Genomic DNA, 25,298 nt, shown 5'->3' on the forward strand with positions numbered 1-25,298 from the left:
CGGGCGCCCGGCCCCATCCATCCACTTTTTCGATCGGTGGAATGAAAAACGGATATTGGACGCGCGCGCCCGCACCCCGGGATGCTGGTTCCGCATATCCCGGAAAAACGAGAAGGGGAATCGGCGTGCAGGAAAAGAGAACCGTTCTGGTGACGGGTGCGACCGGCGGTCAGGGCGGCGCCGTCACCCGGGCCCTGCTCGGCCGCGGGCAGGGGGTGCGCGCCCTCGTCCGCGACCCCGGCGCCCCCGCGGCCCGCGCGCTCGCGGCGCTGGGCGCGGAGCCGGTCACCGGTGACCTCGACGACCCGGCGTCGCTGCGGGCGGCGGCCCGGGGCGTGGACGGGGTCTTCAGCGTCCAGCCCTGCGACCTGGCCGCCCCCGACCCCGCGACGGAGATCAAGCGGGGCCGGAACGTCGCCGACGCGGCGACGGACGCGGGCGCCCACCTGGTCTACGCCTCCGCCGCGGCCGCCGGGCACGGGTCGGGGGTGGCGCACTTCGACAGCAAGGAGGAGATCGAGGCGTACGTGGAGTCCGCAGGCGTCCCGGCCACGGTGCTGCGCCCGGTGTTCTTCATGGAGAACTGGCGGTACATGCTCCCGGAGCCGGTCGCCGGCGAGCGGGTCGTGCCGCTCGCCCTGGACGCGGACACCCCGTTGCAGATGATCGCGCTGGCCGACATCGGGCGGATCGCCGCGTCGGTGTTCGCCGCTCCGGACGAGTTCGCCGGCCGCCGGATCGACATCGCCGGGGACGAGCTGCCGGTGCACCGGATCGCCGAGGTGTTCGCCGCGGCCGACGGCGTCCCGACCCGGTTCGAGCGGCTGCCCGACGAGGAGCTACGGGCACAGAGCCCGCAGGTCGCCCGGATGTACGCCTGGATCAACGGCAGGGGGTTCGGCGCCGACCTGGCCGCGCTGCGCGCCCGGCACCCCGGGCTGCTGACCCTCAAGGCGTGGCTGCGCACCCCGTGACGCCGGGGCGGCGGCGGGATCAGTCCGCGGCCGCCCCCGCCGCCGGAACGCCGAGGATGTCGAGGAAGGCCCGCGCCGCGGGTGTGGGGCCGGTCCTGGACCAGACCACGTACTCGACGCGGCCCGTGGCGTCGGTGATCTCCAGCGTGCTCACTCCGCTCAGCTGCGGTACGTAGGCGGAGGGGAGCAGGGCCACGCCCAGGCCCTCCGCCACCAGCCGCGCCATGTACTCGGCGGAGCTCACCTCGAAGGCGACGTCGCGGCCCAGGCCCGCCGCCTCGAAGGCCAGGTCGGCCTGGACGCGCCCGGCCGTCCCGGCCGGCATGTCCACGAAGACCTCCGCCGCGAGCCGCTCCAGGCTCACCGACTCCTCGGCGGCCAGCGGGTGGTCGGGGGCGACCACGGCGACGTGCCGGTCCCGGGCCAGTTCGCGGATGCCGACGCCCTCGGGACGGGCGCTGGTGGGCAGCCCCAGGAAGGCCACCTCGATCTCCCCCTCCTTGACCTGTTCGACGAGGTCGTCGCTGGCGCCCACCCGCAGGCCGATGCGCACCCCGGGGTGGGCGCGGCGGAAGTCGCGCAGCGCGCCGGGGACGTCGACCGCGGCGACGGTGGGGATGAGGCCGACCTCCAGCGGTCCGCGCACCTCGCCGACGGCGGCGGCGACCTGCTCCACCGCCCGCTCGGCGGCCTCCAGGCACCGCCGGGCCTCGTGGAGGAAGGCCGCTCCGGCCGCCGTCAGCCGCACCCGGCGGCTGGTGCGCTCGAAGAGCCTGGCCCCCAGCTCCCGCTCCAGCCGCGCGACCTGGTGGCTGAGCGCGGACTGGGCGACCAGGCAGCGCTCGGCGGCCCGCGTGAAGCTGTTCGTCTCTGCGATGGCGACCACGTAGCGCATCTGCTGGAGTTCCATGGCGGTAGCGTACGGCCGCCGGGTTCAGCCCCTGCGGCGCGGGGCGAGGACCGCGAGCAGCGCCAGCCCGACCAGGCCGATGCCCAGCAGGCACGCCCCGGTCCAGTGGGCGTTCACCCAGACGACGGGTGCCAGCGCCGCGCCGACGGAGCCCCCGGCGAAGAACAGCGTCATGAAGACGGCGTTGATCCGGCTGCGCGCCTGCGGCCGCAGATCGTAGGCGGTGGTCTGGGAGGCGTTGAGGACCGCCGTCTGGCCCGCGTTGAGCAGGACCAGTCCCGCGAGGAGCCAGGCGGGTCCGCCGCCCTGGGCGGGGAGCATCACGGTCCATCCGGCCGCCGCCAGCGCCAGCCCGGTGAGGAGGACGGCGCGCGAGTGGCCGCGGTCGACCAGGCGGCCCGCCAGCGGCATGGCCAAGGGGCCGATCACGCCGATGAGGCCGACGATCCCGATGGTCGCGGGAGTCCAGCGGTAGGGCGCGCCGACCAGGAGCAGCGTAACGGCGGTCAGGTGGACGGTGAAGGAGGCCATGGTCAGCGCGGCGGTCGCGATGGTGCGGCGCAGCGCGGGCAGTTCCACGAGCAGCACCGCCGTGGACCTCCACAGGCGCAGGGGTCGGGTGGCGTCGCTCCGGTCTCCCCCGCCGCCGGGCAGAACCCGCCACACGACGGCGGCGACGACCAGCAGCAGGACGGCGGTGGCCCAGTAGACGGTCCGCCACCCGGCGAGCTCGGCCACGAGGCCGGAGGCGGCGCGGCCGAGCAGCCCGCCCGCCAGGACCCCGGCCATGACGATGCCGATGTCGCGGGCCCGGCGCTGCGGCGGGGCGAGTTCGGCGGCGAAGGGGACGAGGACCTGGGCGCCGACGGAGGTGACGGCGGCCAGGCCGGTGGCGGCCAGCAGGAGCCGGCCGGTGGGCGCCGTCCCGGCCAGGGCGAGCAGCAGGCCGGTGGCCGCGAGCAGGGTCGCGGCCAGCCCGCGCCGCGCGTAGCGGTCACCGAGGGGGACGAGCAGGCCCAGGCCGACGGCGTAGCCGATCTGGGCGGCGGCGACGGTGAGGCCCGCCGCGGTGGTGGTCATGTCCAGCTCGGTGCGGAGCAGGCCGAGCAGCGGCTGGGCGAAGTAGTTGCCCGCCACGGACAGGCCCGCGGCGACGGCCATGACCGGCAGCACGAGGAGGGAGCGGGGGGCCGCCTTCTCCTGCCGGGCGTGAAGGGGATTCGTCATGCATTCATCGTCGCCACGCGAATCCCCGGCGTCCAACACATTCTTTTCATGGGATCCATCGCGATCCGCGATGCATGCCCGGACCACGCCTTTCCCAGGGGAAAAAGAATTTCTCCGATAAAGGCTGTGAAAAAGCGCGCCGCCGCTCAGGGGCCTTCGTGTTCCACGGGGGAGCCGCCGGGGCCCGTGCGGAAGAAGCGCGGCGGTCCCGTCCGTGCCGCGGCCCGGCGGAGTTCGGCCTCCTGCTCGGCGGTGTCAGGGGCCTGGAGCCGGTACCCATGGAGGCGGACGGAGTCGGTGTCCACGCCGTCCGGTTCGGGCATGCCCTCCAGGACGAACCCGCACAGGGCGCGCAGCGCGTCCTCACCGAACTCCAGCGGGTGGAAGGGCAGCGGGTACGGCCTCGGCTCCTCGTCGGGCCACGGGACGACGTCGGCCGGCCGGTCCCCGTTCCGGTAGGGGGCCTCGAACGGCAGGGGGTCGCCGATGTCCTCCATGACACCGCCGTCCGGGGACAGGCTGAGCGAGCGCACCAGGCGGCCGTCCTCCCAGACGGCGAAGGCCAGCCAGTCGACCACGCTGTGCATGGCGTGCAGGACCAGCCGCCGCCCGGAGCCCGCGGCGACCAGGTGGACGGGCAGCTCCGAGGGCCGGTCGACCATGAACCCCCGGTCGCAGAGGAGCTCCAGTCCGGGCCAGGCCCCCGCGTGCACCGTGCCCCCGGGCGGGTAGGCGCCCTCGCCCAGCGCGACCTCCCCGTACGGCCCGATCGCGGCACCCGGGTACAGGCGCCGCACCAGGGCGTCCGTGCGCTCCCGGTCGGCGGCGCCCGGAGGCACCCGCCGCAGCAGCTCCGCGGTGTCTCCGTCCGCGTACACCAGCAGGCCCGCCTTGGCCCCCATCGCGCCCCCTCCGGGTCGTTCTCCGTGCACGCCGAACGCTAGGCCCGGGCACCGACAAGGGGCGAAAGCCTCCGATCCGGCGAATGTGACACGATGCACCCAGTGCGTCGTTGCACTCAGTGCACCCAGGTGCCTAGCGTGGAACCGTGAACGATCGGCCCATCCCACCCGCGACCGACCGGCGCGAGGCCCTGAAGGTCCGCCACCGCCGGGCCATCATCGACGCGGCCACCGCGCTGACGGCCGAGCGCGGGGACACCGGCTTCACCGTCGACCAGCTCGCCGAGCGCGCCGACGTCTCCAGGCGGACGGTGTTCAACCACTTCCGCTCACTGGACGACGTCCTGCTGGAGGTGTTCGGACGGATGCTGGAGGAGATCGTCGACGGCATCGGGGCCAACCTCGACGCGGCCGACGGCACCGGGGGGTCGAACATCTTCGACTCCTTGGCCGACGCCATCCGCGGCACCGACCTGCTCACCCCCATCACCCGGCTCAAGCACTTCGTCCAGGAGGGGGGCGGCACACCCTCCGCCGGACGGGCGGCGCTCTTCGAGCGGGCGATGACCGACGTGGGCACACGGCTGTCGGCGATGGTCATGCGCCGTCACCCGCAGGCCGACCCGCTCATGGTCGCCCTCATGTGCGGCGCCGTCATCGGCGGCGGCGCGGTCATGGTCGAGCACTGGGAGCAGATCACCGGCGGGGGCCTGGACGACGAGTCGCGCCGGGTCTGGTCCGCGCTCCTGGAGCGCGTCCTCACCGCCACCCGTGACGGGTACGGCTCGGTCGGCACGGCCTGAGCACGGCCGCCCCCTCCACCCGTCCTCTTCTTTCCTTTCCATCGCGAAGGCATATCCATGGCTGAACTGCTCTACAGACTCGGGCGGGCGTGCGCACACCGCGCACGCACCGTCATCGCGATCTGGCTGGCACTGCTCGTGGCGTCCGGCGCCGCGTTCCTCCTCTTCTCGGACGAGCTGGAGGGCGGCTTCTCCATCCCCGGCACGCCCACCGACGAGGTGAACCGGCTCCGGTCGGCGGAGTTCTCGGACCTGGGCGGCGGCTCGGGGACCGTCGTCTACCGGACCGGGGACGGCTCGGCGTTCACCGACGAGCAGAAGGAGGGGATCGCCGACCGCGTCGAGCAGGTCGCGGAGGTCCCGGGGGTCTCCGGCGCCACCGACCCGTTCGCCACCGAGGCCGAGCGCGCCGACGGGGCCCGTGAGCTCGCGGAACACCGCGAGGAGGCCGAGGCGGGGCTCGAGGAGCTCGATGCCGGACAGGCGGCACTCGACGCCGCCCGCGAGGAGGCCGAGGCCACCGGGATGCTCGACCGGCTCGAGGGCGTCTTCGACGGCCAGCAGGCCGAGATCGACGCGGGCCGCGAGGAGGCCGAGGCGGGGCTCGAGGTGATCGAGCGGAACGAGTCCGTCATGGAGATGTCCTCCGGGATCAGCCTGGTCTCCGAGGACGGCGACACCGCCATGATCATGGTGTCCTTCACCGAAGAGCAGATGGACATCCTCCCGGAGACCCTCGAGGCCGCCATGGCCGTGTTCGAGGACGACCCGGTGCCCGGCACCACCGTCGACTTCGGCAGTGACATGGCCCAGAGCCTGCCCAGCCTGTTCGGCCCGGCCGAGGCCGTCGGCGTGGTCGTGGCCGCCGTGGTCCTGATGGTCATGCTGGGCACCCTGGTCGGCGCGGGCCTCCCGCTGCTGACGGCGCTGGTCGGCGTCGGCATCGCCACCCTGATCGCGATGTCGCTGTCGGGGGTGCTGGAGATGGCGTCGGTGACCCCCATCCTGGGCCTGATGCTGGGCCTGGCCGTGGGCATCGACTACGCGCTGTTCATCGTCAACCGCCACCGCCGCCAGCTCAAGCAGGGCGTGGAGGTCAGGGAGTCCATCGGCCTGGCCAACGGGACCGCGGGCAACGCCGTGGTCTTCGCCGGGACGACCGTCCTCATCGCACTGCTGGGCCTGAACCTGACCGGTATCGGCTTCCTCGGGCTCATGGGCAGCATGGGCGCCGTGGCCATCGCCGTCGCCGTGGTCGTGGCGGTCACCCTGGTCCCGGCCCTGCTCTCGCTGATCGGCGAGCGCATCCTGTCCCGCCGCGAGCGCGCCCGCCTCGCCGAGCAGGCGTCCGGCGGGGCGACCGCGGCGGAGACCGTGCGGCCGATGTCGACCGGGGCCGCGCTGCTGCGGACCGCCGTCGCCGTGGCCGCCCTGGTGCTCGTCGCGCTGCCCGCCCTGGACCTGCGGTCGGGGATGCCCGACGGCTCCTCCGAGGCCACCGACTCCACCCAGTACCGGGCCTACACCGCCCTGGAGGAGGAGTTCGGCGAAGGCGCCAACGGCACCCTCCTGGTGATCGCCCGGCTCACCGGCGGCCCGGACGACGAGTCCGCCGAGCTGAACGCCGAGCGGGACCAGGTCACGGTCGCCGAGGAGATCCACTCCCACGACGGCGTGGCGGCCGTGGCACCGATCGCGTTCTCCGACGACTTCACCTACGCCGCCTTCCAGGTGGTCCCGGTCGAGGGGCCCGCCAGCGAGTCCACAGAGCGGCTCGTGCACGACCTGCGCGACCTGGAGCCCATCCCGGGCACCGGAACGCTGGGCGTCGCGGGCATGACCAGCGGCAACATCGACATCTCGGAGACGCTCAACGGGGCGCTGCCGACCTACCTGACCGTGGTCGTGGGCATGTCCCTGGTGATCCTGCTGCTGGTGTTCCGGTCGGTGTTCGTGCCGGTCGTGGCCACGCTCGGGTTCATCCTGTCCTTCTTCGCCTCGCTGGGCGGCGTGGTGGCCGTCTACCAGTGGGGGTGGCTGGGCGGTGTCATCGGGCCGGAGAACAGCGGGCCCGTGCTGAACTTCCTGCCGACGCTCCTGGCCGGGATCCTGTTCGGCCTGGCGATGGACTACATGCTGTTCATCGGAACGGGCATGCGCGAGGCGTACGTGCACGGCGCACCCTCCCGCACCGCCGTGGTGCAGGGCTTCCGGGCGGGGCGCTCGGTGGTGACGGCCGCGGCGATCATCATGATCTCGGTGTTCGGCGGGTTCGTGTTCTCGCACTCGGTGATGATCAGCTCGATCGGGTTCGCGCTCGCGTTCGGTGTGCTCATCGACGCGTTCGTGGTGCGGATGCTGCTGGTCCCGGCGCTGATGCACCTGGCGGGCGACGCGGCCTGGTGGCTGCCCAGGTGGCTGGACCGGCTGCTGCCCGACATCGACGTGGAGGGCGCCGCCCTGGAGACCCGCCACCTGCACGCGCAGGAGGACGGGGAGGGCACCGGCGCCGGACGCGAGCTCGCGGACAGCGCCTCCGACAGGCGCTGACCGGCGCCGAACGGCCCGGACACGCCGCCCTTCGGGGGAGTGTCCGGGCCGTTCGCGTGTGGTCGAGGACGCCGGTCAGGCCGGAACACGATCGCGTCCCACCAGGAACCACAGGATGGATCCTGTGAAGGGCGCGATGACGACGAGGACCGGCCGCACGGCCTCCATCCCGCCGTCCGGCCGGGAGGCGAGGATGCCGATCACCGCCGCGACGACGAACACGACCGCGGCCACCGCCACCACCAGGGCCGCCGTGAGTCCGAAGGCGGCGAGCGCCGTCTCGCCGGGGGTCGCCTGCGCCGGCGTGAGCAGGTCCGTGTCCGTTCCCTTCCGTCCCGCGGCCGTGCACGGTACCCGGCCGCCGTCCCGTACCGAAGCACCGGAGCGCTCCCGATGCCGGGTTCGCGACCCGCACGGGCACATCCGCCCAGGGGACGCTTCGTGACGTCGCCTCCGGCGGCGCGCGAACCCGGAAGGCGTGGTTTTCGTCGGTCCCCCGGCCGAGTTCCGTCGGCGCTCCGGCCCGGGCCGGGGACGCGGACCGGTCAGTGCTCCCCGACGCGGACGGCGTGGCGCACCGCTGCCCCGGCGCCCTTCGTCCAGGGCTCGCCGTGGCCGGGCAGGACCGTGACCGCGCCCGTGGCCTCCAGCGCGTCCAGGGACGCGAGGGCCCGGCGGGTGTCCTTGGTCGCCGCCGAGGCCACGATCTGCGGCCCCGTCCCGCCGGTGTAGGGGTCCAGGGTGACCAGGGAGTCACCGCTGAGGAGGACCGACCGCTCGGGCAGGTGCAGGGCGCAGTGGCCGTCGGTGTGGCCGGGGGTGTGCACGGGGACCGGACGGCCGGGCACGGCCAGGGCCGCCCCGGCCTCCAGCGGCTCGGTCGCGCCCACACCCCTGACACCCAGGGCTCCGGCCGCGGCCATCCTCGCCAGCAGCGGCAGGGACCGGGGGTGCGTGAGCGGATAGAGGAAGCGGTTGCGCTGGGGGGTGTACCGGTAGGGGTGGGCGGCCAGCCGGGCGTCCCGCGGGTGGACCAGGACGGGTACGCCCCACTCCCGCCGGGCCCGGCGCGCGAAACCGACGTGGTCGAAGTGGCCGTGGGTCAGCACCAGGGCCCTGACCTCCCCCGGAGCCCGGCCGCACCGTTCCAGGGCCTCCAACACCATGGACCACATGCCGGGCAGGCCCGCGTCCACGAGCGTGACTCCGTCATCGTCCTCCACCACGTAGCAGTTGACGTGGGCGTGTGAGACGAGATGGACGCCGTCGGCGACGGTGCGGACGTTCATGGGACCCTTCTTCCGGTCGGGTGGGGTCCGCCGGGGCCGGGCGGTACCGCACGGCCCCGGCGCCTGTTCCTCGGACGTTCTCGAACCGCGCCGGAGGCCCCGGGCCCCGGCGGATCCCCGGGGGAACCGCCGAGCCGCTCGCTCCCGGCTCCTGCGGTGGTACCGACCGCGGGACGGCGCGGCGCGGGCCCGGAAAGGCGCCGCCTAGTAGTCGGCCGCGGGCGAGCGGACCATCAGCCGACCGTCCACCACGGACGTCTCCAGGACCTCCGGCGCGGCGGTCGCGGGTCCGTGGACGACGCTCCCGTCCTCCACCCGGAACTCGCTCCCGTGCCAGGGGCAGCGGATGCACCCGTCGACCAGCTCCCCCTCGGCCAGGGGAGCGCCCATGTGGGGGCAGGAGCCCAGCAGGGCGGACACCGACTCCCCCTCACGGACCACGACGACGGGGACGCCGTCGGCCTCCGCCCGCCCCGGGCTCCCCTCCGGGAAGTCGTCCAGCGGCCCCAGGTCGCTCCACCCCTCGGGGAACAGGTCGACCAGGGCGTCGGCGCTGTTGGCACCGCTCGCCCGGTAGTAGGAGAGGTGTCCGCCGAGCAGGCCGCCCAGGCCCACCGCCCCCGCCCCGGCCAGCCCCAGGGCCACGCCCCACCCCTCGCGTCCGCGCACCCGGGACAGCAGGGACATTCCGAAGAGCAGGGCGGCGGCGCCGTTGGCGGCAGCGTGCACCACCCCCACGCGCCGCTGCCGCTCGTGCAGCTGCGACCAGTCGGCCAGACCCGCCACCCCGGCGGGCAGGGTGGCGAGGAGTCCCGTTCCGATCAGCACGCGGGACGCACGCCGGTGCTCGCCCGGCATCACGTCGAGCAGCACCGCGGCGGTCCAGGAGCCGATCGGCAGGTGCACCATGATCGGGTGGGCGGGGTGGCCGAGCGGCACCCCGTGCAGGAGGTCCCTCACCTTTCCGGAGGGGATGCGTCCGGCGATCCTCGCCAGGCGGGAGACCGCCGGGTCCAGGCGGTCTTCGCGTTCGATCCTGCGGATGCGTTCACCGAGTCTCATGGACGTGCGACTACCCGCGCGGACCACGACCATTCGTCGGCCCTCCCGGCCCCTCCTTCCGGGGCTCCACTCCCTCCGGCTCCCCCCGGCCGTCGGTTCAGGGCGGGGCGGGGGAGCCGGCGGCAGGGGCCCGGGGCCGCCGGCACCGCGCACGGCGGCATGCGTCCCCTTCCGAGACGGGTGGAGGGGCCGGGGAGCCTTTCGCTCAAAGGTCCCGGGGGCGGACGGCCGCTCGGGCGCGGGCGGCCCTCCTGCCACGGACTCCCCCGGGGCGGGCCGGGGCGGCCCGCCCGCAGGCACCCGGAGCTCGCACGGAGCCGTCGCGCCCGGGCGCGACGGCTCCGCGGTCCCCGGTCCGGCGGTTCACTCCAGCGCGTCCTTGACCTTGTCCACCAGCCCCGGGCGCTTGGTGGCGTTCGACGCCCCCTTCTCGGAGCCCTCTCCCCCGGGCTCGGCGAAGGTCGCGTACAGCGCGGGGTCGGGCGGGGGCGCGGAGGCGGGCCCGCCGAGGGGCTCGGGCCGGTCCAGGTAGCGCAGTTCGTGCTCGCCGTCGGGCGCCGGGCGCGAGGACCAGCGGCCCTCGGCCGCCGCGGTCCCGTCCGACAGGCCCCAGATGGTGTTGGCGTGCTCCTGGTTCTCCACGTCGAAGAGGGCGTCGGGCGCGATGTCGCCCTCGAGGCCGTCCTCCTTGAGCTCCTCGATGGCCGCCAGCCACATGTTCTGGTGGACGGTGTCCCGGGCCAGGTTGAACTGGAGCATCGCCTTGACGCCGGGGTCGTCGGTCATGTTGTACAGCCGGGCGGTCTGGAGCCTGCCCTGGGCCTCTGCCGCGACGTTGGCGCGGAAGTCGGCGAGCAGGTTGCCGCTGGCGACGATGTACTTGCCGTTCCACGGAGTACCGGCGGAGTCCGCGGGCACGGCGCCGCCGCCGGAGACGATGGCCTGCTGGGGGTTCATCCCGCCGACGATGGCGGCGACGGCCGGGTCCTCGACCGCCTTGGCGACGGTGTCGGCCGGAGCGCCCTCCAGCAGGCGGGCGACCATGGTGGCGAGCATCTCGACGTGGCCGATCTCCTCGGTCGCCACGTCCATGATCAGGTCCTTGTACTTGCCCTCCATCCGGCAGTTCCAGCCCTGGAAGAGGTACTGCATGGTCACGGTCATCTCGCCGTAGGCACCGCCGATCAGCTCCTGGAGCTTCATGGCGAACAGGGCGTCGGGAGCCTCGGGCTTGGCCTCGAACTGCAGGTGCTTGGTGTGACGGAACATCGTGCGGTCCACCCATCCTCGGAGCGGTCATGATCCATGTCCGCAGACCGCTACCCGGGAGCGGCGGCCGCATACGCCCCTTGCCCGAAGGTTTCCTCCCCCGCCCCGGTGAGGGAGCCTGCACTGTCCGTCGTTTGCCGGATCTTTCCCCGGGTAGTGGCGGGCCTTGGAAGACGGAGGACCCCGATAACGAGGAGGCGACATGACGACGCGTCGCGAACTGCTGATCGACTGGCTCAACGACGCCTACGCGATGGAGCGGTCCCTGGAGGACACCCTGGAGCGGCACCTCAAGGACGCCACGGGCGAGCCCGAGGTGCACGCGCGGATCCAGCGCCACATCGAGGAGACCCGAAGCCAGGCGGAGACGGTGAAGGCGTGTGTGGAGTCGCTCGGCGGCAAGGTCTCGAAGACCAAGACCATCTTCGCCGAGATGATGGGCGCCGTGCAGGGCATGGCGAACAAGCCCGCCGGTGACACCCTCGTCAAGAACTCCCTGGCCGACTACGCGACCGAGCACTTCGAGATCGCCTGCTACAAGGCGCTCATCGTCGCGGCCCGCGAACTCGGCGAGGAGGCGATCGCGGGCAGGCTGGCCACCATCCTCCACCAGGAGGAGGACATGGCCCGCTTCCTGGAGATGAAGCTCCCCCACGCCATCCGCGGAGCGCTCGCCGACGCCGAGGCGTAGCACCGGAGGGGGCGGCTCAGGTGCCGTGCTCGCGGAGCATGCGGAGCACCGCCTCCTCCACTCCCCCCTGGGTGGCGAGTTCCCCGGTACGGGCCTCGCCGCCCAGGTCGGGCAGCGCGTCCGCGATCGTCACGCCGCGGTCGGCGAGCCGGAAGACCCTGGGGTCGATGTAGGAGTCCCGGGCCACCGCCTCGGTGTTGCCGAGGTGGTGGGCGACCTCGCGGACCACGTGGGCCCTGAGTCCGGCGGACGGGCCGTCCCCGTCGGGCGGCGCCACCGCCACCCCGACGGCGGCCAGGACCGTGGCGTGCCAGGTGCGGAACTCCTTCACCGTGTGGTCCTCCCCGGTGACCTCCCTCAGATAGGTGTTGAGGTCGTCGCCGCGCACGTCGTGCCAGCCGCCCTCCACCCGGTAGGCGAAGAGGTCCTGCCCCGGGGAGCGGACGCGCTGGAGTGAGGCGACCACGCGGTGGATGCCGGGCTCCGCGCACTCGAACCGCCGCTCCCGGCCCGCCTTGGCCGGGAACTCGAACACGACCGTGCCACGGGTGCGGCGCACGTGTTCTCGCAGCAGGGTGGCCACCCCGTAGGACTCGTTGCGGGCGGCGTACTCGTCCCCCCCGGCCCGCAGGAAGCCCAGGTCGACCAGACGGACGGCGGCGGCCAGGACGCGTTCGCGCACCAGTCCGCGCAGCCCCAGGTGCCGCTCCACCGTCCGCCTGATCCGGGGCAGGGTCTCGGCGAAGTCGAGCATGGCGTCGTACTTGGCCTCCTCGCGCCTGCGCCGCCACTCGGGGTGGTAGAGGTACTGGCGCCGCCCGGCGTCGTCGGTGCCGCACGCCTGGATGTGGCCCTCCGGGGAGGGGCAGATCCACACGTCGTGCCAGCCGGGCGGCACGACCAGCTCCTTGATCCGCCGCACCCGCTCCGGGTCGGTCACCGGCCTGCCCCCGGGGTCGTAGTAGCGGAAACCGCGCCCGTGGCGGACCCGGGTGATCCCCTCGGAGTCCGGGTCACTGCGCTCGATCCCCATACCTCGGTTCCTCTCCGGTGCTCGGGCGGCCTGCCGGTCCCTCCGTCGCCGCCCCGTGCGAACGGCCCCGCCCGGACCCCCATACCCGCACGGAGCCGTTCGGACCTCCGGGACGGCTGCGCTTTCCGACCGGTGGCCGCGGTCAGCCCGCGCGCAGCCCGGTGAGGAGCACGCCGACCATGCGCCCCGCGTCGTAGCCGGGGTCGGACTCGGCACCGGCGCAGAGGTTGCCCACGGCGCGCATCAGCTCGTAGGCGCGGATTCGGGCGGTGACCTGCCCGGCGTCCGCCGCGGCGCGCAGGATCTCCTCGCAGACGGGCACGAGCCGGTCGAGGAAGAAGGCGTGCAGGGCGTGGAAACCGGCGCTGTCGCCCTGCATGGCGGCGGCGAGGCCGTGCTTGGTGACCAGGAAGCCGACGAACAGGTCGACCCACTCCACCAGGGCGTCGTAGGGGGTGTCGGCGGTGGCCAGCAGCCGGGGTCCGGCCTCGGCGCAGGCTTCGATCTGGTGGCGGTAGACGGCGGTGACCAGGTCGGCCCGGGTGGGGAAGTGGCGGTAGACGGTCCCCATGCCGACGCCCGCGCGGGCGGCGATCGCACGCACGGGGGCGTCGACCCCCGATTCGACGAAGACGGCGGCGGCGGCGTCCAGCAGGACCTGCTCGTTGCGCCGTGCGTCGGCTCGCTTGCGCGGCACCGCCTCCGGGTTCTCCTGCTCCGCCACCGTTCCCCGCCTCCTTCTCGTGCACGCTTGTTAAACGGAGCGATGTTCCGTATATTCAATCGGAGCATCGTTCCGTTTTCTTATTGTGGCATGGACGGGCGCTCCCCGCCGTGCCCTGCGAGGGGAATCCCATGAACGACCCGACTCCGGTCGTCTCCGTCGGCCCCGTGGTCCTCCCGGCCCCGGGGCGCGGCACCGACCTGCACGTCCGCGTCTGCGCACCCGCCGCCGGGAGCGGACTGCCGGTCATCGTCCTCTCCCACGGGTTCGGGAGCTCGATGGACGGCTACGCACCGCTGGCCGACCACTGGGCCGCACACGGGTTCGCCGTGGTCCGGCCCACCCACCTGGACTCACGGCGGCTGGGGCTGCCCCCGGACGACCCCCGCACCCCGTCGATCTGGCGCACCCGCGTGGAGGACCTCATCCGGGCCATCGACCGCCTCGACATCCTGGAGGACGCCGTCCCGGGCCTGGGCGGGCGCCTGGACCACGACCGCGTCGCGGTCGCCGGGCACTCCTGGGGCGCCCAGACGGCGGGGACCCTGCTGGGCGCGCGGGTGCTCGGCACCGACGGCGCGCCCGGGGAGTCCATGGCGGACCCGCGGGTCCGGGCCGGTGTACTGCTCGCCGCGGCGGGCCGGGGCGGGGACGCGCTCACGCCCTTCGCGGCGGAGCACTTCCCGTTCATGAACCCGGACTTCGGTGAGATGGCCGCGCCCGCCCTCGTCGTGGCGGGCGACAGCGACCGGTCACCGCTCTCCGTGCTGGGGCCGCAGTGGTGGACCGACGCCTACTTCCTGAGCCCGGGGCGCAAGAGCCTGCTGACGCTCTTCGGCGGGGAGCACTCCCTGGGCGGGGTGTCGGGGTACGAGGCGGCGGAGACGACCGACGAGGATCCGGACCGGGTGGAGCTGCTCCGGCGCGTGTCCACGGCCTACCTGCGCGACGCGCTCGGCGTGGAGCACGACTCCTGGAAGGCGGAGCGCGCGGCCCTGGAGGGGGCGCCGTCCCCCCTCGGCCGCCTGGAGTCCAAGGGCTGAGGCGGCCCCGCCGGGCCCCGGGTCCGGGGCCCGGCGGGCGGCCCCGGGTCCCGTCCCGGGTCGGGCGGCGGGCCGGGCCCCGGGGTTCAGGCCGACACGGGGGTCGCGGACGGGTTCCTGTCACGGTAGGCCAGGACGCGCAGCAGCCACTCCGCCGGACCCCGTCGGCCCGCCCGTTCCAGGGCCACCGCGAGGACCGCCGAGGCCAGCCAGGTGGCGACCGCCAGCAGGGCGGCCTGCCACTGCGTGACGACACCGCCCAGTCCCAGCCCCCAGGCGCACAGCAGCGGCGCGAAGACCACCGACTGGAACAGGTAGCAGGACAGGGACCGCTTGCCCACCGCCGTCAGCGCGGTCGCGATCCGGCCCGGTCCGCCGGAGTCCGCGATCCGCGCCGCGACGAGGGCGATCAGGGCCGCGTAGCCGAGTGCGGCGAACAGCCCGGTGAACCCGCCCGGCAGGAGCGGCGCCCACTCCGGGAGGTCCCACACGCCGTGGTGGACCAGGACGGACGGGACGGCGCCGAGCCACCCGGCGGCGATTCCGAGGACCGCCGTGCGCACCAGCAGCGTCCGGTGGGCCCCCGGGTCCTCCAGCACCCGGTGCCGCGCGCAGAGGATCGCGGTGAGGACCGCGATCGGCACCACGAGTCCGAGCACGCCCTGGCCCACGGTCACGACCGCCCACATCCGGAGCCGCGGCAGGACCGAGTCGGCGTACGGCGTGACCGCGGCGAGCTGCGGCAGCGCCTCCGACGCCGGGCCGGACCCCTGGACGAGGGCCCCCGCCACCGCCGTGGCGACGGCCGCGAGGCCGAGGAGGCAGGCGAGCCCGACGGCCCACGCCACGAGGGTCCTGTCCGTGCGGCGCAGGAACAGCCAGGTCACGATGAGTCCGACGAGCCCGTAGGCCCCCAGGATGTCCCCGAACCAGAGCAGTGCGGCGTGGACCGCCCCGAAGGCGAGCATCCACAGGTGGCGCGACCGGAGCAGGCGCAGCGCCGGCGCCTCGTCCGGCGCCCTCCCGCGCTGCCGGGTGTAGAGCTGCCAGATGCCGTAGCCGAAGAGGAACGCGAAGAGGGGGTAGCTCCGCCCGTCCACCGCGATGATCGCGATGGTCTGCCAGAGGGCGTCGAGGCCGGTGGCACCCGCGCGGTGGGCGCTGACACCGGAGGTCTGCGCCCCGTAGAGGAACCACGGCACGTTGGCCAGGGCGATGGACAGGAGCATGACCCCGCGGGCGAGGTCGGGGGCGAGGGCGCGCCGGCCGGAAGGGGGCGCGGGGGCGTGGTCGGTCATGGTGTCCGTTCCTCGGGTGTGTCCGCGGGACGCGGGGGCTACGGGGCCTCGTCCGCGGCGGGCGCGCCGCCGGCGTGTGCCAGCGCACTGGGGGTACGGCACCCCACGATGGCCGGGGCCTCGTGGACGAGCGCGTCGTCGGTGAGCGCCTCGACCATGAACAGGGCGAAGTCCACCCGGCGCGTCATGTTGCTCGCCAGCACCGGGTCCCCGACGTGGCGGCTCCACACGGGGAGCCCCTGGCTCTCGCCCTCCTCCAGGTCGCTGCCGCGGACCAGCGTCCACCGCCGGTCGCTGGCGAAGATCCGCCGCCCGGCCTCCAGCTGGTCGTCGATCTCGACGAGGCGCAGCAGGCGGGCCGCCCAGGCCGCCACGCGGACGGTCGCCCTGAACAGCCGGGTGTAGCGGTCCCGCTCGTCCCGGGCGACGTGCCAGCCGCACGAGAACACCAGCCGGGCCCCGGGTTCGGCGAGGTCGAGCACCGCCTGCGCCGTGCCCGACGAGTACTGCCGCACACCCCAGGGCACCAGGACGGTCAGCACCCCGTCGCACCCGGCGACGGCCCGCCGGACCACCTCCCGGTCGTCGGTGTTCCCGGGCACGACCGTGATCCGGTCGGCGAACTCGGCGAGCTTGGGCACGCTGCGCTCGCGGCAGACCCCGACGACCTCGTACCCCCGGTCCAGCGCGTGCCGGACCATGTACCGCCCGAGTTTGCCCGAAGCCCCGATGACGCAGACCTTCCGCATGGTTCCACCCTCCCGCTTACTTACGATGTAAGTAACAGTAGACTTACCTCGCAAGTTTCAGCAAGGGCCAGAGGAGCGGATGCATGGCCGAACGCGGACGCCCCCGGCGCCCCCGTCTGGACCGGGACCGGGTGATCGCCGCCGCCGTCGCCCTCGCCGACGAGAAGGGCGGGGCCGGGGTCACCATGCGCGCCGTCGCCGGGCGGCTGGGCGTGGAGGCCATGTCGCTCTACAACCACGTGGCCAACCGGGAGGCCCTGCTCGACGGGATGGTCGACGCGGTCTTCGCCGAGATCGAGCTCCCCGGCCCCGCGGTGGAGTGGAGGTCCGCCGTGCGCGACCGCGCCGCCTCCGCCCGCGCCGTGCTGCGGCGCCACCCCTGGGCGGTCGGCCTGCTGGACTCCCGCAGCGACCCCGGCCCCGCGACCCTGCGACACCACGAGACCGTCCTGGAGGTGCTGCGGTCACAGGGGTTCTCGGTGCTCATGGCGATACGCGTGATGTCGGTGGTCGACAGCTACGTCTACGGTTTCGTCATGCAGGAGCTGAGCCTGCCCTTCGCGGACCGCGAGAGCCTCGAGGAGGTCGCGGACGGCATCGCGGGAGGCTTGCCCGCCGACGCCTACCCCCGCCTGGCCGAGACCCTGGCCGACCAGCTCGCCGGCGGGGGGTACGACCCCGACGAGGACTTCGCGTTCGGGCTCTCGCTCATCATCGGCGGGCTGCGCCCGGACGAGGAGCCGGCGGCGCCCGGGCGCGGGGCGGACGGCGCTCCGCGTTAGCACCGCCGCCGGCCCCGCGGCCGTCCCGCCGCCGGAACGGCCCTCGCGCCGGTCAGGCGTCGCCGCGCCCGAACCGCACCGCCCCGGCACAGCCCACCAGCGCGGTCCAGCCCAGCAGGACGAGCGTCCCCGTGGCCCCCGTGAGCACGGTGTCGGCCGGATCGTACAGCAGCGCGCCCGCGCGGTCCGGGAGCCAGCGGGCGTGCTCGGTGAGCCCGCCCAGCAGCGGTGAGGCGATCAGGACCAGGGACAGCATCCCGACCAGCGCCGGGACCGGGTGCCGCAGCAGCAGCGCGACGGCATGGGCGAGCAGCCCGATCAGCGTCAGGTAGGCGGCGGCTCCCAGCACCGTCCGGACCTCCGCTCCGTCCAGCAGGGCCTCCGCACCGTGCGGGTGGGCGGCCGCGGCCGCCGTGCCCGCGCCGACGGTCGCCGCGGCGGTGACCGCCACCGCGGCCAGCGCCGCCGCGGTCTTGCCCGCCAGCAGCAGCGCGCGGTCCGGGACCGCGGTCAGGGTCGTACGGATCTGGACGCCTTCGTATTCGTGGGCGACCGGCAGGACCCCGACCAGGACCAGGCCCGCCTGGACGTACGGGACCGCGCCGACCATCGCCTCGGCCGCGGACACGGGCACCCCCTCGCCCGTGGCGTACGCCCCCAGGGCCGCCGCGAGCACCGCCCCCGCCAGGACCGTGGCGGCGGCCGCCGCCACGGCGACCGGCAGGGTGCGGAGCTTGGCCAGCTCGGCGGCGGCGACACCGAGCGCCCGCGCGGCCGGGCTCACGCGTCCCTCCGCGTGAACACCGCGGCGGCCACCGCCAGCAGCCCGAACGTCCAGGCCGCCATCACGATCGCCCCGGGCACCGCGTCCAGGCCGCCCTCCACCGTCGCCAGGCCGCCGAACAGCCGTCGGCCCGCCATGTCGGGAAGCCAGTGCGCGAGCGGGGTCAGGCGGGTCAGCAGCAGCGAGAACGACACCAGGGAGCCGTTCACGATGAGGATGGCGAGCGGGGCGATCCCGTTCCGGGTCAGCACGGTGACGGCGAAGGCGATCAGCCCCGTGAGCGTCCAGTAGAGCACCGCGCCGAGGAACCGGTGCAGCATCTCCTCCGGTGCGACGGTCTCGGGTGAGGCGCCGCCGAGGATGAGGCGGGCGACGGCGACGGAGGCGGCGATCGTGATCGCGGCGGTCGCGGCGACGGCCAGGGCCACGGTCAGGGCCTTGGCCAGGAGCAGCCGCAGCCGGTGCGGCGCCGCGGTCAGCGTCGCGGTGATCTGCCGGCCGCCGCCCGCGTCCGCGCTGTTGGCGGTGTACTCGCTGCCGATCACGACGACACCGAGGACGATCGCGCCGACCACCCCCAGGGGTACCGCCCCGTAGCCGGTCTCGAACGGCGAGGTGGCGGCCGTGGCGGCCGCCCGCCCCGATTCGAGCGCGGCCCGGGCGGACAGGGAGTTGAGCACCGTGACCAGGGACGTCCCCAGCAGCGCCACCGCCACGGCCACCCGGCACGCGGGCAGTGCGGCGGCCTTGCGCAGTTCGGCGGCGAAGGTGTTCCGGAACGTCATCGCGCGGCCTCCCCCGCGCCCCCGGTGAGGGAGAAGAAGGCGTCCTCCAGGCTCGGGTGCCCCGCGGTGACCTCGTCCAGCGTCCCCCGCGCGGCGACCCGGCCGCCCGCGATGACCACGAGGTCGTCGGCGATCCCGGCGACCTCGCCCATCAGGTGGCTGGACAGCAGCACGGTGCCCCCGGCCTCCGCATGCCCGCGCAGCAGGCCGCGCATCCACCGGATGCCCTCCGGGTCCAGTCCGTTGACCGGCTCGTCCAGCACCAGCGCCTCCGGTTCCCCCAGCAGCGCGGCGGCCAGCCCCAGGCGCTGTCCCATGCCCAGGGAGTACCGGCCGACCCTCACCCGCCCGGCGTCGGCCAGGCCGACGCGTTCCAGCACCTCGTCGACCCTCCGCCGGGGGATGCCGTTGCTGCGTGCGACCCACGCCAGGTGGCCGCGCGCCGTACGGGAGCGGTGCGCCCCCGAGCCGTCGAGCATCGAACCGACCGTGCGCAGCGGGTCGCGCAGGCTCCGGTAGGGGCGGCCGCCGACCAGGGCGGCGCCCCCGTCGGCCCGGTCCAGACCGAGCAGGATGCGCAGGGTGGAGGACTTCCCCGCCCCGTTGGGCCCCAGGAACGCCGTCACCCGGCCGGGGCGGGCCTGGAAGCCGACCCCGTCCAGGACGAGGCGCCTGCCGCGGCGCTTGGTGAGCTGTTCGATCGTGATCATGCCCGCCATTCCAGCGGCCGGACCGGGCCCCGCCATCGGACCCGGGTCCGGTCTTCCCGCCCCCGGCTCCGACCCCGGTCCCTCCGACCGTGGTCGGATGTGCGTCCGCGCCGGAAAACCTAGACTCGGGCGGATGGAACCGACAGCGGACACCGCGGCGGAACGGGCGGCGGAGCGCCCCGTGCCGCGCTCCCGCACCTGGGCGACCGCCGCCGCCCTGCTGGCCCTCCTCACCGCCCTGCTGGCCACCACCGGAGCGGAACCGCGCGCCCTGGCGCTGACGGGGGCCGCCGTCATCGCGGGCGCCGCCGCGGGGGTCGTCGTCTGGGCCCTCCTGCGCTCCCGCCGGCAGCGGCGCGCCTACGAGGACGAGCTGACCGCGTGGGCGGCCGAGCGCGCCGCGCAGGCGGAGCGGCTGCGCATCGCCCGGGACCTGCACGACCTCGCCTCCCACGGGCTCGGGCTCATCACCGTCCGGGCCGCCGCCGCGCGCACCGCCTCCGGTCCGGGCGGGGAGGCCGAGCGCTCGCGGGCGCTGGCCGACATCGAGAGGGCGGGCCGGGAGGCCACCGCCGAGCTGCGCCGCATGCTCACCGTGCTGCGGGCCCCGGGCGAGCAGGTCGAACCGGCCCGGCTGCGCCCGGCGGACACCCTGCGCGACCTGCCCGCCATCGCCCGCTCCGCCCGCGTCGGCGGGGTCGCCGCCGCCCTGGACCTCGGCGAGGTCGGCGACGTGTCCGCGGGCGCACAGCTCACCGTGTGCGCGATCGTCCGCGAGGGACTGGCCAACACCGCCCGCCACGCGGGGCCGGTGACCGCCCGGGTCACCGTGCGGCACGACGGCGGGGCGGTCGCGGTCGAAGTGGAGGACGACGGCCCGGCACCGGGCTGGAGGCCCCACCCGGGAGCCGGGCGGGGCATCACCGGCCTGCGCGAACGCGTCGCCCTGCTCGGCGGGACTCTGAGCGCCGGGCGGCACGGCTCCGGGTTCCGGCTGGCGGCGGCCGTCCCGGACGGGGAGGACCGATGACGGACGGCCGGGTACGCGTGCTGGTCGCCGACGACCAGCCGCTCATCCGCCACAGCCTCCGGCTGGTCATCGACGGTGCGCCGGGGCTCGGCGTCGTCGGCGAGGCCGGCACGGGGGAGGCCGCGTTCGAGCGGGCGGCGGAGCTGCGCCCGGACGTGGTCCTCATGGACGTCCGCATGCCGGGCGGCGACGGCATCGAGGCCACCCGGCGCATCACCGGGCACCCGGACCTGGCCGGCACCCGCGTCCTCGTGCTCAGCATGTTCGAGCTGGACGAGTACGTCCGCGCCGCGCTGGGCGCCGGGGCGAGCGGGTTCCTGCTCAAGGACGTCGAACCCGCCCGACTGGTGGACGCCGTCGCACGCACCCACGCGGGCGAGTCGCTGTTCTCCCCCCACATCCTCGCCCGGATCGTGGACCACTACCTGGAGCGGCCCGGCCCCGCGGCCGGGCCGGGGCCGGAGGTGCTCACCGGCCGCGAGACGGAGGTGCTCACCCTGGTGGGGCGCGGCCTGTCCAACCACGGCATCGCCGCGGCCCTGACCATCTCCATCGGCACCGTCAAGACCCACATCGGGCACCTGCTCGCCAAGCTGCACGCCCGCGACCGGGCCCAGCTCGTCATCGCCGCCTACGAGCACGGCCTCGTCCGCGCTCCGGAGCCGCCGGCGCGCTCCTCCCCCACCGCGCGGCCGACCGCCCCGCGCCGCCGCCGGACACCGTGAGCGGGCCGTGCTCCGGCTCACCGGCCCCGTGGCCGAGGGCCCTCTCCGAACACACTATTCTTGCCTCTGACCAGTGTTCCGGGTCTCCGTCCACCGAAACCGGTCCACACGGACACGGACGGCGCCGAACCCCCCGGAACCGTTCCCAGGTCCGCCCTTCCCCGGGGGCACGTTCCGGTGTACCCCGATCACCGCCCCGGTTTCCCACCCGGCGAGGCCACCGCGACTACCCGGAGCAGACCCTGCCGTGTCCATCCTTGAAGCCATCGTTCTCGGCCTGGTCCAAGGCCTGACCGAATTCCTCCCGATCTCCTCCAGCGGGCACCTGCGCGTGGTGTCCGCGTTCTTCGGCTGGCCCGACCCCGGAGCAGCCTTCACCGCCGTCAGCCAGATCGGCACAGAGCTGGCCGTCGTCATCTACTTCCGCCAGCGGATCTGGGCGATCATCTCCACCTGGACCCGGTCGCTGTTCGACCGGGAGCTGCGCGGCGACGTCAACGCCCGCATGGGCTGGTACGTCATCCTCGGCTCCCTCCCCATCATCGTGCTGGGGCTGCTGCTCGAGGACCAGATCGACAGCGTCTTCCGGGACCTGCGCCTGGTCGCGCTCAACCTCATCATCTTCGGCGTCATCCTGGGCGTGGTCGACCGCTACTGCCGCAAGCACCGCGGCCTGGAGGAGCTCAACGTCCCCCGCGGCCTGTCCTTCGGCCTCTTCCAGGCGCTGGCGCTCATCCCCGGCGTCTCCCGCTCCGGCGGCACCATCACCGGTGGGATGCTGATGGGCTTCAAGCGCAAGGACGCGGCCGAGTACGCCTTCCTGCTGGCGCTGCCCGCCGTGTTCGGCGCGGGCCTGTACAAGCTGACCGACATCGGCGCCGACGAGTACGCCGGGTGGGGTGCCACCATCGTGGGCACGGTCATCGCGGGCGTGGTCGGGTTCGTGGTGATCGCGTGGCTGATGAAGTTCATCTCCACCCACAGCTTCATGCCGTTCGTCTACTACCGGGTGGGGCTGGGAATCGTGATCCTGGCCCTGGTGAGCTGGGGCGTTCTCGACCCGGAGGGCGGCGCTCACTCCCAGGCCGGACAGAGCGAGGTCGTCGCCGAGGAGCGGATCACCGAGGAGGAGGGGACCGGGGACGCCCCGTCGGACGCGCCCTCCGCCGAGCCCTCCCCGGAGCCCTCGGCCGCCCCGTCCGAAGGGACGGGGGAGACCGGGGAGCAGGAGCAGACTCCGCAGGTCGACCCGGTGACCGGCTGGGAGGTCGACCCCGCGTCGGGACTGCCCCGCAACCCCCAGACGGGCCTGCTGCACGACCCGGACCTGGGCATGGACGTCGACTACGACTCCGCCACCGGGCTGGCCACCAACCCGATGACCGGCGAGCGGTACGACCCGACCCCCTGAACCGGGTCCGGCCCGCGCCGGAACCGGAGGGGCCCGCCGCCGCGCGGCGGCGGGCCCGGGAACCCCGCGGCCGGGAACCTCACAGCGGGGTTCCGAGCACCTCCTCGGCTCCGGCGACCAGCGCGGCCAGATACTCCCCCGCGCCCGCGCCGGAGGCCAGCGGGGCCGCCTGCCCCGACCACAGGGCGAGCCGGTCGGCCCGGCCCGAGGCCGCGGCCCGCGCCCGGATCCGCAGCATCAGGTTGTTCTGCCCGGGATAGGGCGGGACCCGGTCCTCGGCGTCGGCCAGCTCCCGCACCAGCGCGTTGGCGATCCCCCGGGCCGGACGGCCGGAGAAGAGCCGGGTCAGCACGGTGGTCCGCGCCCGCTCGGAGGCGAGCGCCTCCCGGTGGGCGGGGCTCGCCCCGGACTCCGGGGCCCGGAGGAAGCCGGTCCCCACCTGGACCCCGTCGGCCCCCAGGGCCAGGGCGGCGGCGACCCCGCGCCCGTCGGCGATCCCGCCCGCGGCGACCACGGGAACGGACGCGGACACGGCGTCGCGCACCTGGGGCACCAGGGAGAACGTGCCGACCAGGGACTCGCGCACGGGCGCCAGGAAGGAGCCGCGGTGCCCGCCCGCGTCGCTGCCGGAGGCCACGATCACGTCGCAGCCCGCCTCCTCCAGCACCAGGGCCTCGGCCACCGTCGTGGCTGTCCCGACGACCCGGATACCGGCACCGCGAGCGGCCTCGACCAGTCGCCGGGGCGGCGGCCCCATGACGACGCTGACCACCGGGGGCGCGGCAGCGAGGACGGCGTCCAGCTGGGCGTCGAAGTCCGGACGGGCGTTGGCCGCTTCCAGGTCCGGCGGGGTGAGGCCGAACTCGGCGTAGTGGGCGGCCAGGCGGTCGGTGTGGACGGCCAGGGCGGCGGCGTCGGGGACGGGGCGGTCCTCCTCTGCGCGCGGAACCCACAGGTTGACGGCGAAGGGCGCCGGGGTGGCGGCCCGGATCCGGTCGACCAGGGGGCCGATGTCCTCGGGTGCCGTGGCATGGGCGCCGTAGGAGCCCAGGCCGCCCGCCTCGGACACCGCGGCGGTCAGCCCGACCGTGGACAGTCCTCCGCCGAAGGGGCCCTGGACGACGGGATAGCGGATTCCGAGGGCGCCGGTGAGCCCGGCGCCGGGCCGGCGCGCCGCCTTCACAGCGCCACCGCCGCGCGCCCGTGCTCGAACCGCAGCGCCGCGGCGGCCACCCGGGCTCCGAGGTGCTCCGCGGTGCGCAGATCGCTGTCGGCGGGCGCGCTGTCGGTGCCCAGGTCGGCGGAGGACTGGGCCATGGCCCCGGTGGACCCGCCGAGCCGGTTGAGGTCGTCACGGCTCCCACCGCTCAGGTACTCCCCTCCCGGGAGCAGGCCGAGCGGCACCCAGACCATTCCGTGCTGGGCGGCGAACACCATGAGCGCGCCGAGCGCGTTGTCCTTGTTGCCGTTGGTGCCGGCGGAGTTGGTGAATCCGGCGGCGAGCTTGTCCTGCCACCCCCGCCGCTGCCAGATCGGGGACGTGGCCTCGGCGAACGCCTGGAAGGCCGCGGAGACGCCCCCCATGTAGGTGGGCGAGCCGAAGACGACGGCGTCGGCGGCGTCGAGCGCCGACCACAGCCCGTCGTCGAGGGCGGTGACATCGTGCAGGGAGGCCTGGGCGCCGTCGGCGAGCCCGGCTCCCCGGGCGACGGCCTCGGCCTGGCGGGCGGTGTGGCCGAAACCGCTGTGGAAGGCGACGGCGACGCGGACACGGGGCATGGGGAATCGTTCCCTCTCCGGGGTCGGGGGGCCGGGGGCGTCCCGGCGGGATCACCATAGACGACCGGTCAACTATTTTGCAACGCCCTCGGGGGCAAGGGATCCCGCCGGTAGTTGACCGTTCGGATAACCTCGGCGCATGGGACGTACCAGCGACGCCAGGGACCGCCTCCTCGACTCCTCCCGCAGACTCATGCGCACCCGCGGGTACACCGCTCTCGGAGTGGCCGAGATCTGCGCCGAGGCGGGGGTCAAGAAGGGCAGCTTCTACCACTTCTTCGACTCCAAGCAGGCTCTGACCGTGGAGACGGTGGAGGAGCACTGGTCCGAGGAGCGGCGCTCCCTGGAGGGGGCGCTGGCGGAGGCCGAGGGCCCCCTGGCCCGGTTGCGGGCGCTGGTCGAGTACCTGATGGGCGTACAGCGCGCCGACCACCGGGCGTCGGGGGAGATCCACGGCTGCCTGTACGGCAACCTGGCCCTGGAGGTGAGCGGCCGGGAACCCGAGGTGCGCGAACGGCTGGCCGCGGTGTTCGAGGACCAGATCGCCATGGTCGCCGACCTGATCGCCCAGGCGCGCGGAGCGGGGCTCATCGGCGGGAGCGGGTCGGAGCACGCCCTGGCGGCGACGCTGATCGCGCAGATCGAGGGCACGGTCCTGCTGGCCCGGGTGCGCAACGACCCCGCACTGCTGGACGGGGCCTGGGGCGGGGTCGAACGGCTGCTGGGAGTCGCCGGACCTCCCCACGCCTGACGGGGGCTCCGGGGCCC

26 protein-coding genes are annotated in these 25,298 nt (G+C 74.6%); 10 read left to right on the forward strand and 16 right to left on the reverse strand.

Features of this window, described 5'->3' with window-relative positions; translation table 11 throughout:
* Window positions 1–149 precede the first annotated feature (149 nt).
* A complete protein-coding gene (locus ACSUPR_RS14115) occupies window positions 150–974 on the forward strand; it encodes an NmrA family NAD(P)-binding protein (RefSeq protein ID WP_436891747.1) in 825 nt (274 codons plus the stop codon).
* A gap of 19 nt (window positions 975–993) precedes the next feature.
* Here the strand turns inward: ACSUPR_RS14115 and ACSUPR_RS14120 are convergent, their stop codons facing one another.
* The 3 genes from ACSUPR_RS14120 to ACSUPR_RS14130 all read right to left on the reverse strand — a co-directional run bounded on the left by ACSUPR_RS14120 (window position 994) and on the right by ACSUPR_RS14130 (window position 4,013).
* Window positions 994–1,884, reverse strand: coding sequence for a LysR family transcriptional regulator (locus ACSUPR_RS14120; protein ID WP_436891748.1), 891 nt, complete (start codon window positions 1,882–1,884; stop codon window positions 994–996).
* A gap of 24 nt (window positions 1,885–1,908) precedes the next feature.
* Entirely contained in the window at window positions 1,909–3,111 is a 1,203-nt protein-coding gene (locus ACSUPR_RS14125; RefSeq protein WP_436891749.1) for an MFS transporter, read from the reverse strand.
* 146 nt (window positions 3,112–3,257) lie between these two features.
* Window positions 3,258–4,013, reverse strand: coding sequence for a DUF6928 family protein (locus ACSUPR_RS14130; RefSeq protein WP_436891750.1), 756 nt, complete (start codon window positions 4,011–4,013; stop codon window positions 3,258–3,260).
* Between the two features lie 146 nt (window positions 4,014–4,159).
* Between ACSUPR_RS14130 and ACSUPR_RS14135 the strand changes: the two genes are divergently transcribed.
* Together ACSUPR_RS14135 and ACSUPR_RS14140 are read left to right on the forward strand one after the other, a co-directional pair.
* Window positions 4,160–4,816, forward strand: coding sequence for a TetR/AcrR family transcriptional regulator (locus tag ACSUPR_RS14135; protein WP_436891751.1), 657 nt, complete (start codon window positions 4,160–4,162; stop codon window positions 4,814–4,816).
* A gap of 57 nt (window positions 4,817–4,873) precedes the next feature.
* Window positions 4,874–7,366: an MMPL family transporter gene (locus ACSUPR_RS14140; RefSeq protein WP_436891752.1), complete on the forward strand. Its 2,493-nt coding sequence runs from the start codon at window positions 4,874–4,876 to the stop codon at window positions 7,364–7,366.
* 75 nt (window positions 7,367–7,441) lie between these two features.
* On the opposite strand, the gene ACSUPR_RS14145 is transcribed toward ACSUPR_RS14140, so the two are convergent.
* The 4 genes from ACSUPR_RS14145 to ACSUPR_RS14160 form a co-directional block, all read right to left on the reverse strand.
* On the reverse strand, window positions 7,442–7,600 hold the full coding sequence (locus tag ACSUPR_RS14145; RefSeq protein WP_436891753.1) for a hypothetical protein: 159 nt from the start codon (window positions 7,598–7,600) through the stop codon (window positions 7,442–7,444).
* Between the two features lie 311 nt (window positions 7,601–7,911).
* Window positions 7,912–8,655, reverse strand: a complete 744-nt coding sequence (locus tag ACSUPR_RS14150; protein ID WP_436891754.1) for an MBL fold metallo-hydrolase — start codon at window positions 8,653–8,655, stop codon at window positions 7,912–7,914.
* Between the two features lie 204 nt (window positions 8,656–8,859).
* On the reverse strand, window positions 8,860–9,717 hold the full coding sequence (locus ACSUPR_RS14155; protein ID WP_436891755.1) for a Rieske 2Fe-2S domain-containing protein: 858 nt from the start codon (window positions 9,715–9,717) through the stop codon (window positions 8,860–8,862).
* Between the two features lie 363 nt (window positions 9,718–10,080).
* Window positions 10,081–10,986 (reverse strand): manganese catalase family protein, encoded by a 906-nt coding sequence (locus tag ACSUPR_RS14160; protein WP_436892011.1) that lies wholly within the window; start codon window positions 10,984–10,986, stop codon window positions 10,081–10,083.
* A gap of 202 nt (window positions 10,987–11,188) precedes the next feature.
* Between ACSUPR_RS14160 and ACSUPR_RS14165 the strand changes: the two genes are divergently transcribed.
* Window positions 11,189–11,677, forward strand: a complete 489-nt coding sequence (locus ACSUPR_RS14165) for a ferritin-like domain-containing protein (RefSeq protein WP_436891756.1) — start codon at window positions 11,189–11,191, stop codon at window positions 11,675–11,677.
* A gap of 16 nt (window positions 11,678–11,693) precedes the next feature.
* On the opposite strand, the gene ACSUPR_RS14170 is transcribed toward ACSUPR_RS14165, so the two are convergent.
* Entirely contained in the window at window positions 11,694–12,710 is a 1,017-nt protein-coding gene (locus tag ACSUPR_RS14170; RefSeq protein WP_436891757.1) for a DNA topoisomerase IB, read from the reverse strand.
* Window positions 12,711–12,852: 142 nt separating this feature from the next.
* Complete coding sequence (locus ACSUPR_RS14175) at window positions 12,853–13,434, reverse strand: TetR/AcrR family transcriptional regulator (protein ID WP_436891758.1); 582 nt, start codon at window positions 13,432–13,434, stop codon at window positions 12,853–12,855.
* Between the two features lie 131 nt (window positions 13,435–13,565).
* On the opposite strand from ACSUPR_RS14175, the gene ACSUPR_RS14180 reads away from it, so the two are divergent.
* Window positions 13,566–14,477, forward strand: a complete 912-nt coding sequence (locus ACSUPR_RS14180; protein WP_436891759.1) for an alpha/beta hydrolase family protein — start codon at window positions 13,566–13,568, stop codon at window positions 14,475–14,477.
* Window positions 14,478–14,563: 86 nt separating this feature from the next.
* Here the strand turns inward: ACSUPR_RS14180 and ACSUPR_RS14185 are convergent, their stop codons facing one another.
* Both ACSUPR_RS14185 and ACSUPR_RS14190 read right to left on the reverse strand, forming a co-directional pair.
* Window positions 14,564–15,775: a DUF418 domain-containing protein gene (locus tag ACSUPR_RS14185; protein WP_436891760.1), complete on the reverse strand. Its 1,212-nt coding sequence runs from the start codon at window positions 15,773–15,775 to the stop codon at window positions 14,564–14,566.
* A gap of 38 nt (window positions 15,776–15,813) precedes the next feature.
* On the reverse strand, window positions 15,814–16,524 hold the full coding sequence (locus tag ACSUPR_RS14190; RefSeq protein ID WP_436891761.1) for an NAD(P)-dependent oxidoreductase: 711 nt from the start codon (window positions 16,522–16,524) through the stop codon (window positions 15,814–15,816).
* Between the two features lie 83 nt (window positions 16,525–16,607).
* On the opposite strand from ACSUPR_RS14190, the gene ACSUPR_RS14195 reads away from it, so the two are divergent.
* On the forward strand, window positions 16,608–17,306 hold the full coding sequence (locus tag ACSUPR_RS14195) for a TetR/AcrR family transcriptional regulator (RefSeq protein ID WP_436891763.1): 699 nt from the start codon (window positions 16,608–16,610) through the stop codon (window positions 17,304–17,306).
* 52 nt (window positions 17,307–17,358) lie between these two features.
* Here ACSUPR_RS14195 and ACSUPR_RS14200 read toward each other — a convergent pair whose 3' ends face one another.
* The 3 genes from ACSUPR_RS14200 to ACSUPR_RS14210 are packed head-to-tail and all read right to left on the reverse strand — an operon-like array spanning window position 17,359 to window position 19,585.
* Window positions 17,359–18,090, reverse strand: a complete 732-nt coding sequence (locus tag ACSUPR_RS14200) for an ABC transporter permease (RefSeq protein ID WP_436891764.1) — start codon at window positions 18,088–18,090, stop codon at window positions 17,359–17,361.
* Window positions 18,087–18,875, reverse strand: coding sequence for an ABC transporter permease (locus ACSUPR_RS14205; protein ID WP_436891765.1), 789 nt, complete (start codon window positions 18,873–18,875; stop codon window positions 18,087–18,089). The genes ACSUPR_RS14200 and ACSUPR_RS14205 overlap by 4 nt, the downstream gene beginning before the upstream one ends.
* Window positions 18,872–19,585: an ABC transporter ATP-binding protein gene (locus ACSUPR_RS14210; RefSeq protein ID WP_436891766.1), complete on the reverse strand. Its 714-nt coding sequence runs from the start codon at window positions 19,583–19,585 to the stop codon at window positions 18,872–18,874. Before ACSUPR_RS14210 ends, ACSUPR_RS14205 begins: the two co-directional genes overlap by 4 nt.
* Before the next feature lie 133 nt (window positions 19,586–19,718).
* Here ACSUPR_RS14210 and ACSUPR_RS14215 point away from each other — a divergent pair, with 133 nt between their 5' ends.
* The 3 genes from ACSUPR_RS14215 (at window position 19,719) to ACSUPR_RS14225 (ending at window position 22,751) form a co-directional block, all read left to right on the forward strand.
* A complete protein-coding gene (locus tag ACSUPR_RS14215; RefSeq protein ID WP_436891767.1) occupies window positions 19,719–20,615 on the forward strand; it encodes a sensor histidine kinase in 897 nt (298 codons plus the stop codon).
* Window positions 20,612–21,340 (forward strand): response regulator, encoded by a 729-nt coding sequence (locus tag ACSUPR_RS14220; RefSeq protein WP_436891768.1) that lies wholly within the window; start codon window positions 20,612–20,614, stop codon window positions 21,338–21,340. Before ACSUPR_RS14215 ends, ACSUPR_RS14220 begins: the two co-directional genes overlap by 4 nt.
* A gap of 247 nt (window positions 21,341–21,587) precedes the next feature.
* The gene (locus ACSUPR_RS14225) at window positions 21,588–22,751 is read left to right on the forward strand and encodes an undecaprenyl-diphosphate phosphatase (protein ID WP_436891769.1); all 1,164 of its coding nucleotides are present in this window, start codon (window positions 21,588–21,590) and stop codon (window positions 22,749–22,751) included.
* Between the two features lie 79 nt (window positions 22,752–22,830).
* On the opposite strand, the gene ACSUPR_RS14230 is transcribed toward ACSUPR_RS14225, so the two are convergent.
* Both ACSUPR_RS14230 and ACSUPR_RS14235 read right to left on the reverse strand, forming a co-directional pair.
* Window positions 22,831–23,934 (reverse strand): NAD(P)H-dependent flavin oxidoreductase, encoded by a 1,104-nt coding sequence (locus ACSUPR_RS14230; protein ID WP_436891771.1) that lies wholly within the window; start codon window positions 23,932–23,934, stop codon window positions 22,831–22,833.
* Window positions 23,931–24,530, reverse strand: coding sequence for a flavodoxin family protein (locus ACSUPR_RS14235; protein WP_436891772.1), 600 nt, complete (start codon window positions 24,528–24,530; stop codon window positions 23,931–23,933). The genes ACSUPR_RS14230 and ACSUPR_RS14235 overlap by 4 nt, the downstream gene beginning before the upstream one ends.
* A gap of 139 nt (window positions 24,531–24,669) precedes the next feature.
* On the opposite strand from ACSUPR_RS14235, the gene ACSUPR_RS14240 reads away from it, so the two are divergent.
* A complete protein-coding gene (locus ACSUPR_RS14240) occupies window positions 24,670–25,281 on the forward strand; it encodes a TetR/AcrR family transcriptional regulator (protein ID WP_436891773.1) in 612 nt (203 codons plus the stop codon).
* Window positions 25,282–25,298: the final 17 nt, after the last annotated feature.

Origin of the sequence: Nocardiopsis dassonvillei (assembly GCF_964273065.1) — a bacterium.
Classification (GTDB): Bacteria; Actinomycetota; Actinomycetes; order Streptosporangiales; family Streptosporangiaceae; genus Nocardiopsis; species Nocardiopsis dassonvillei_B.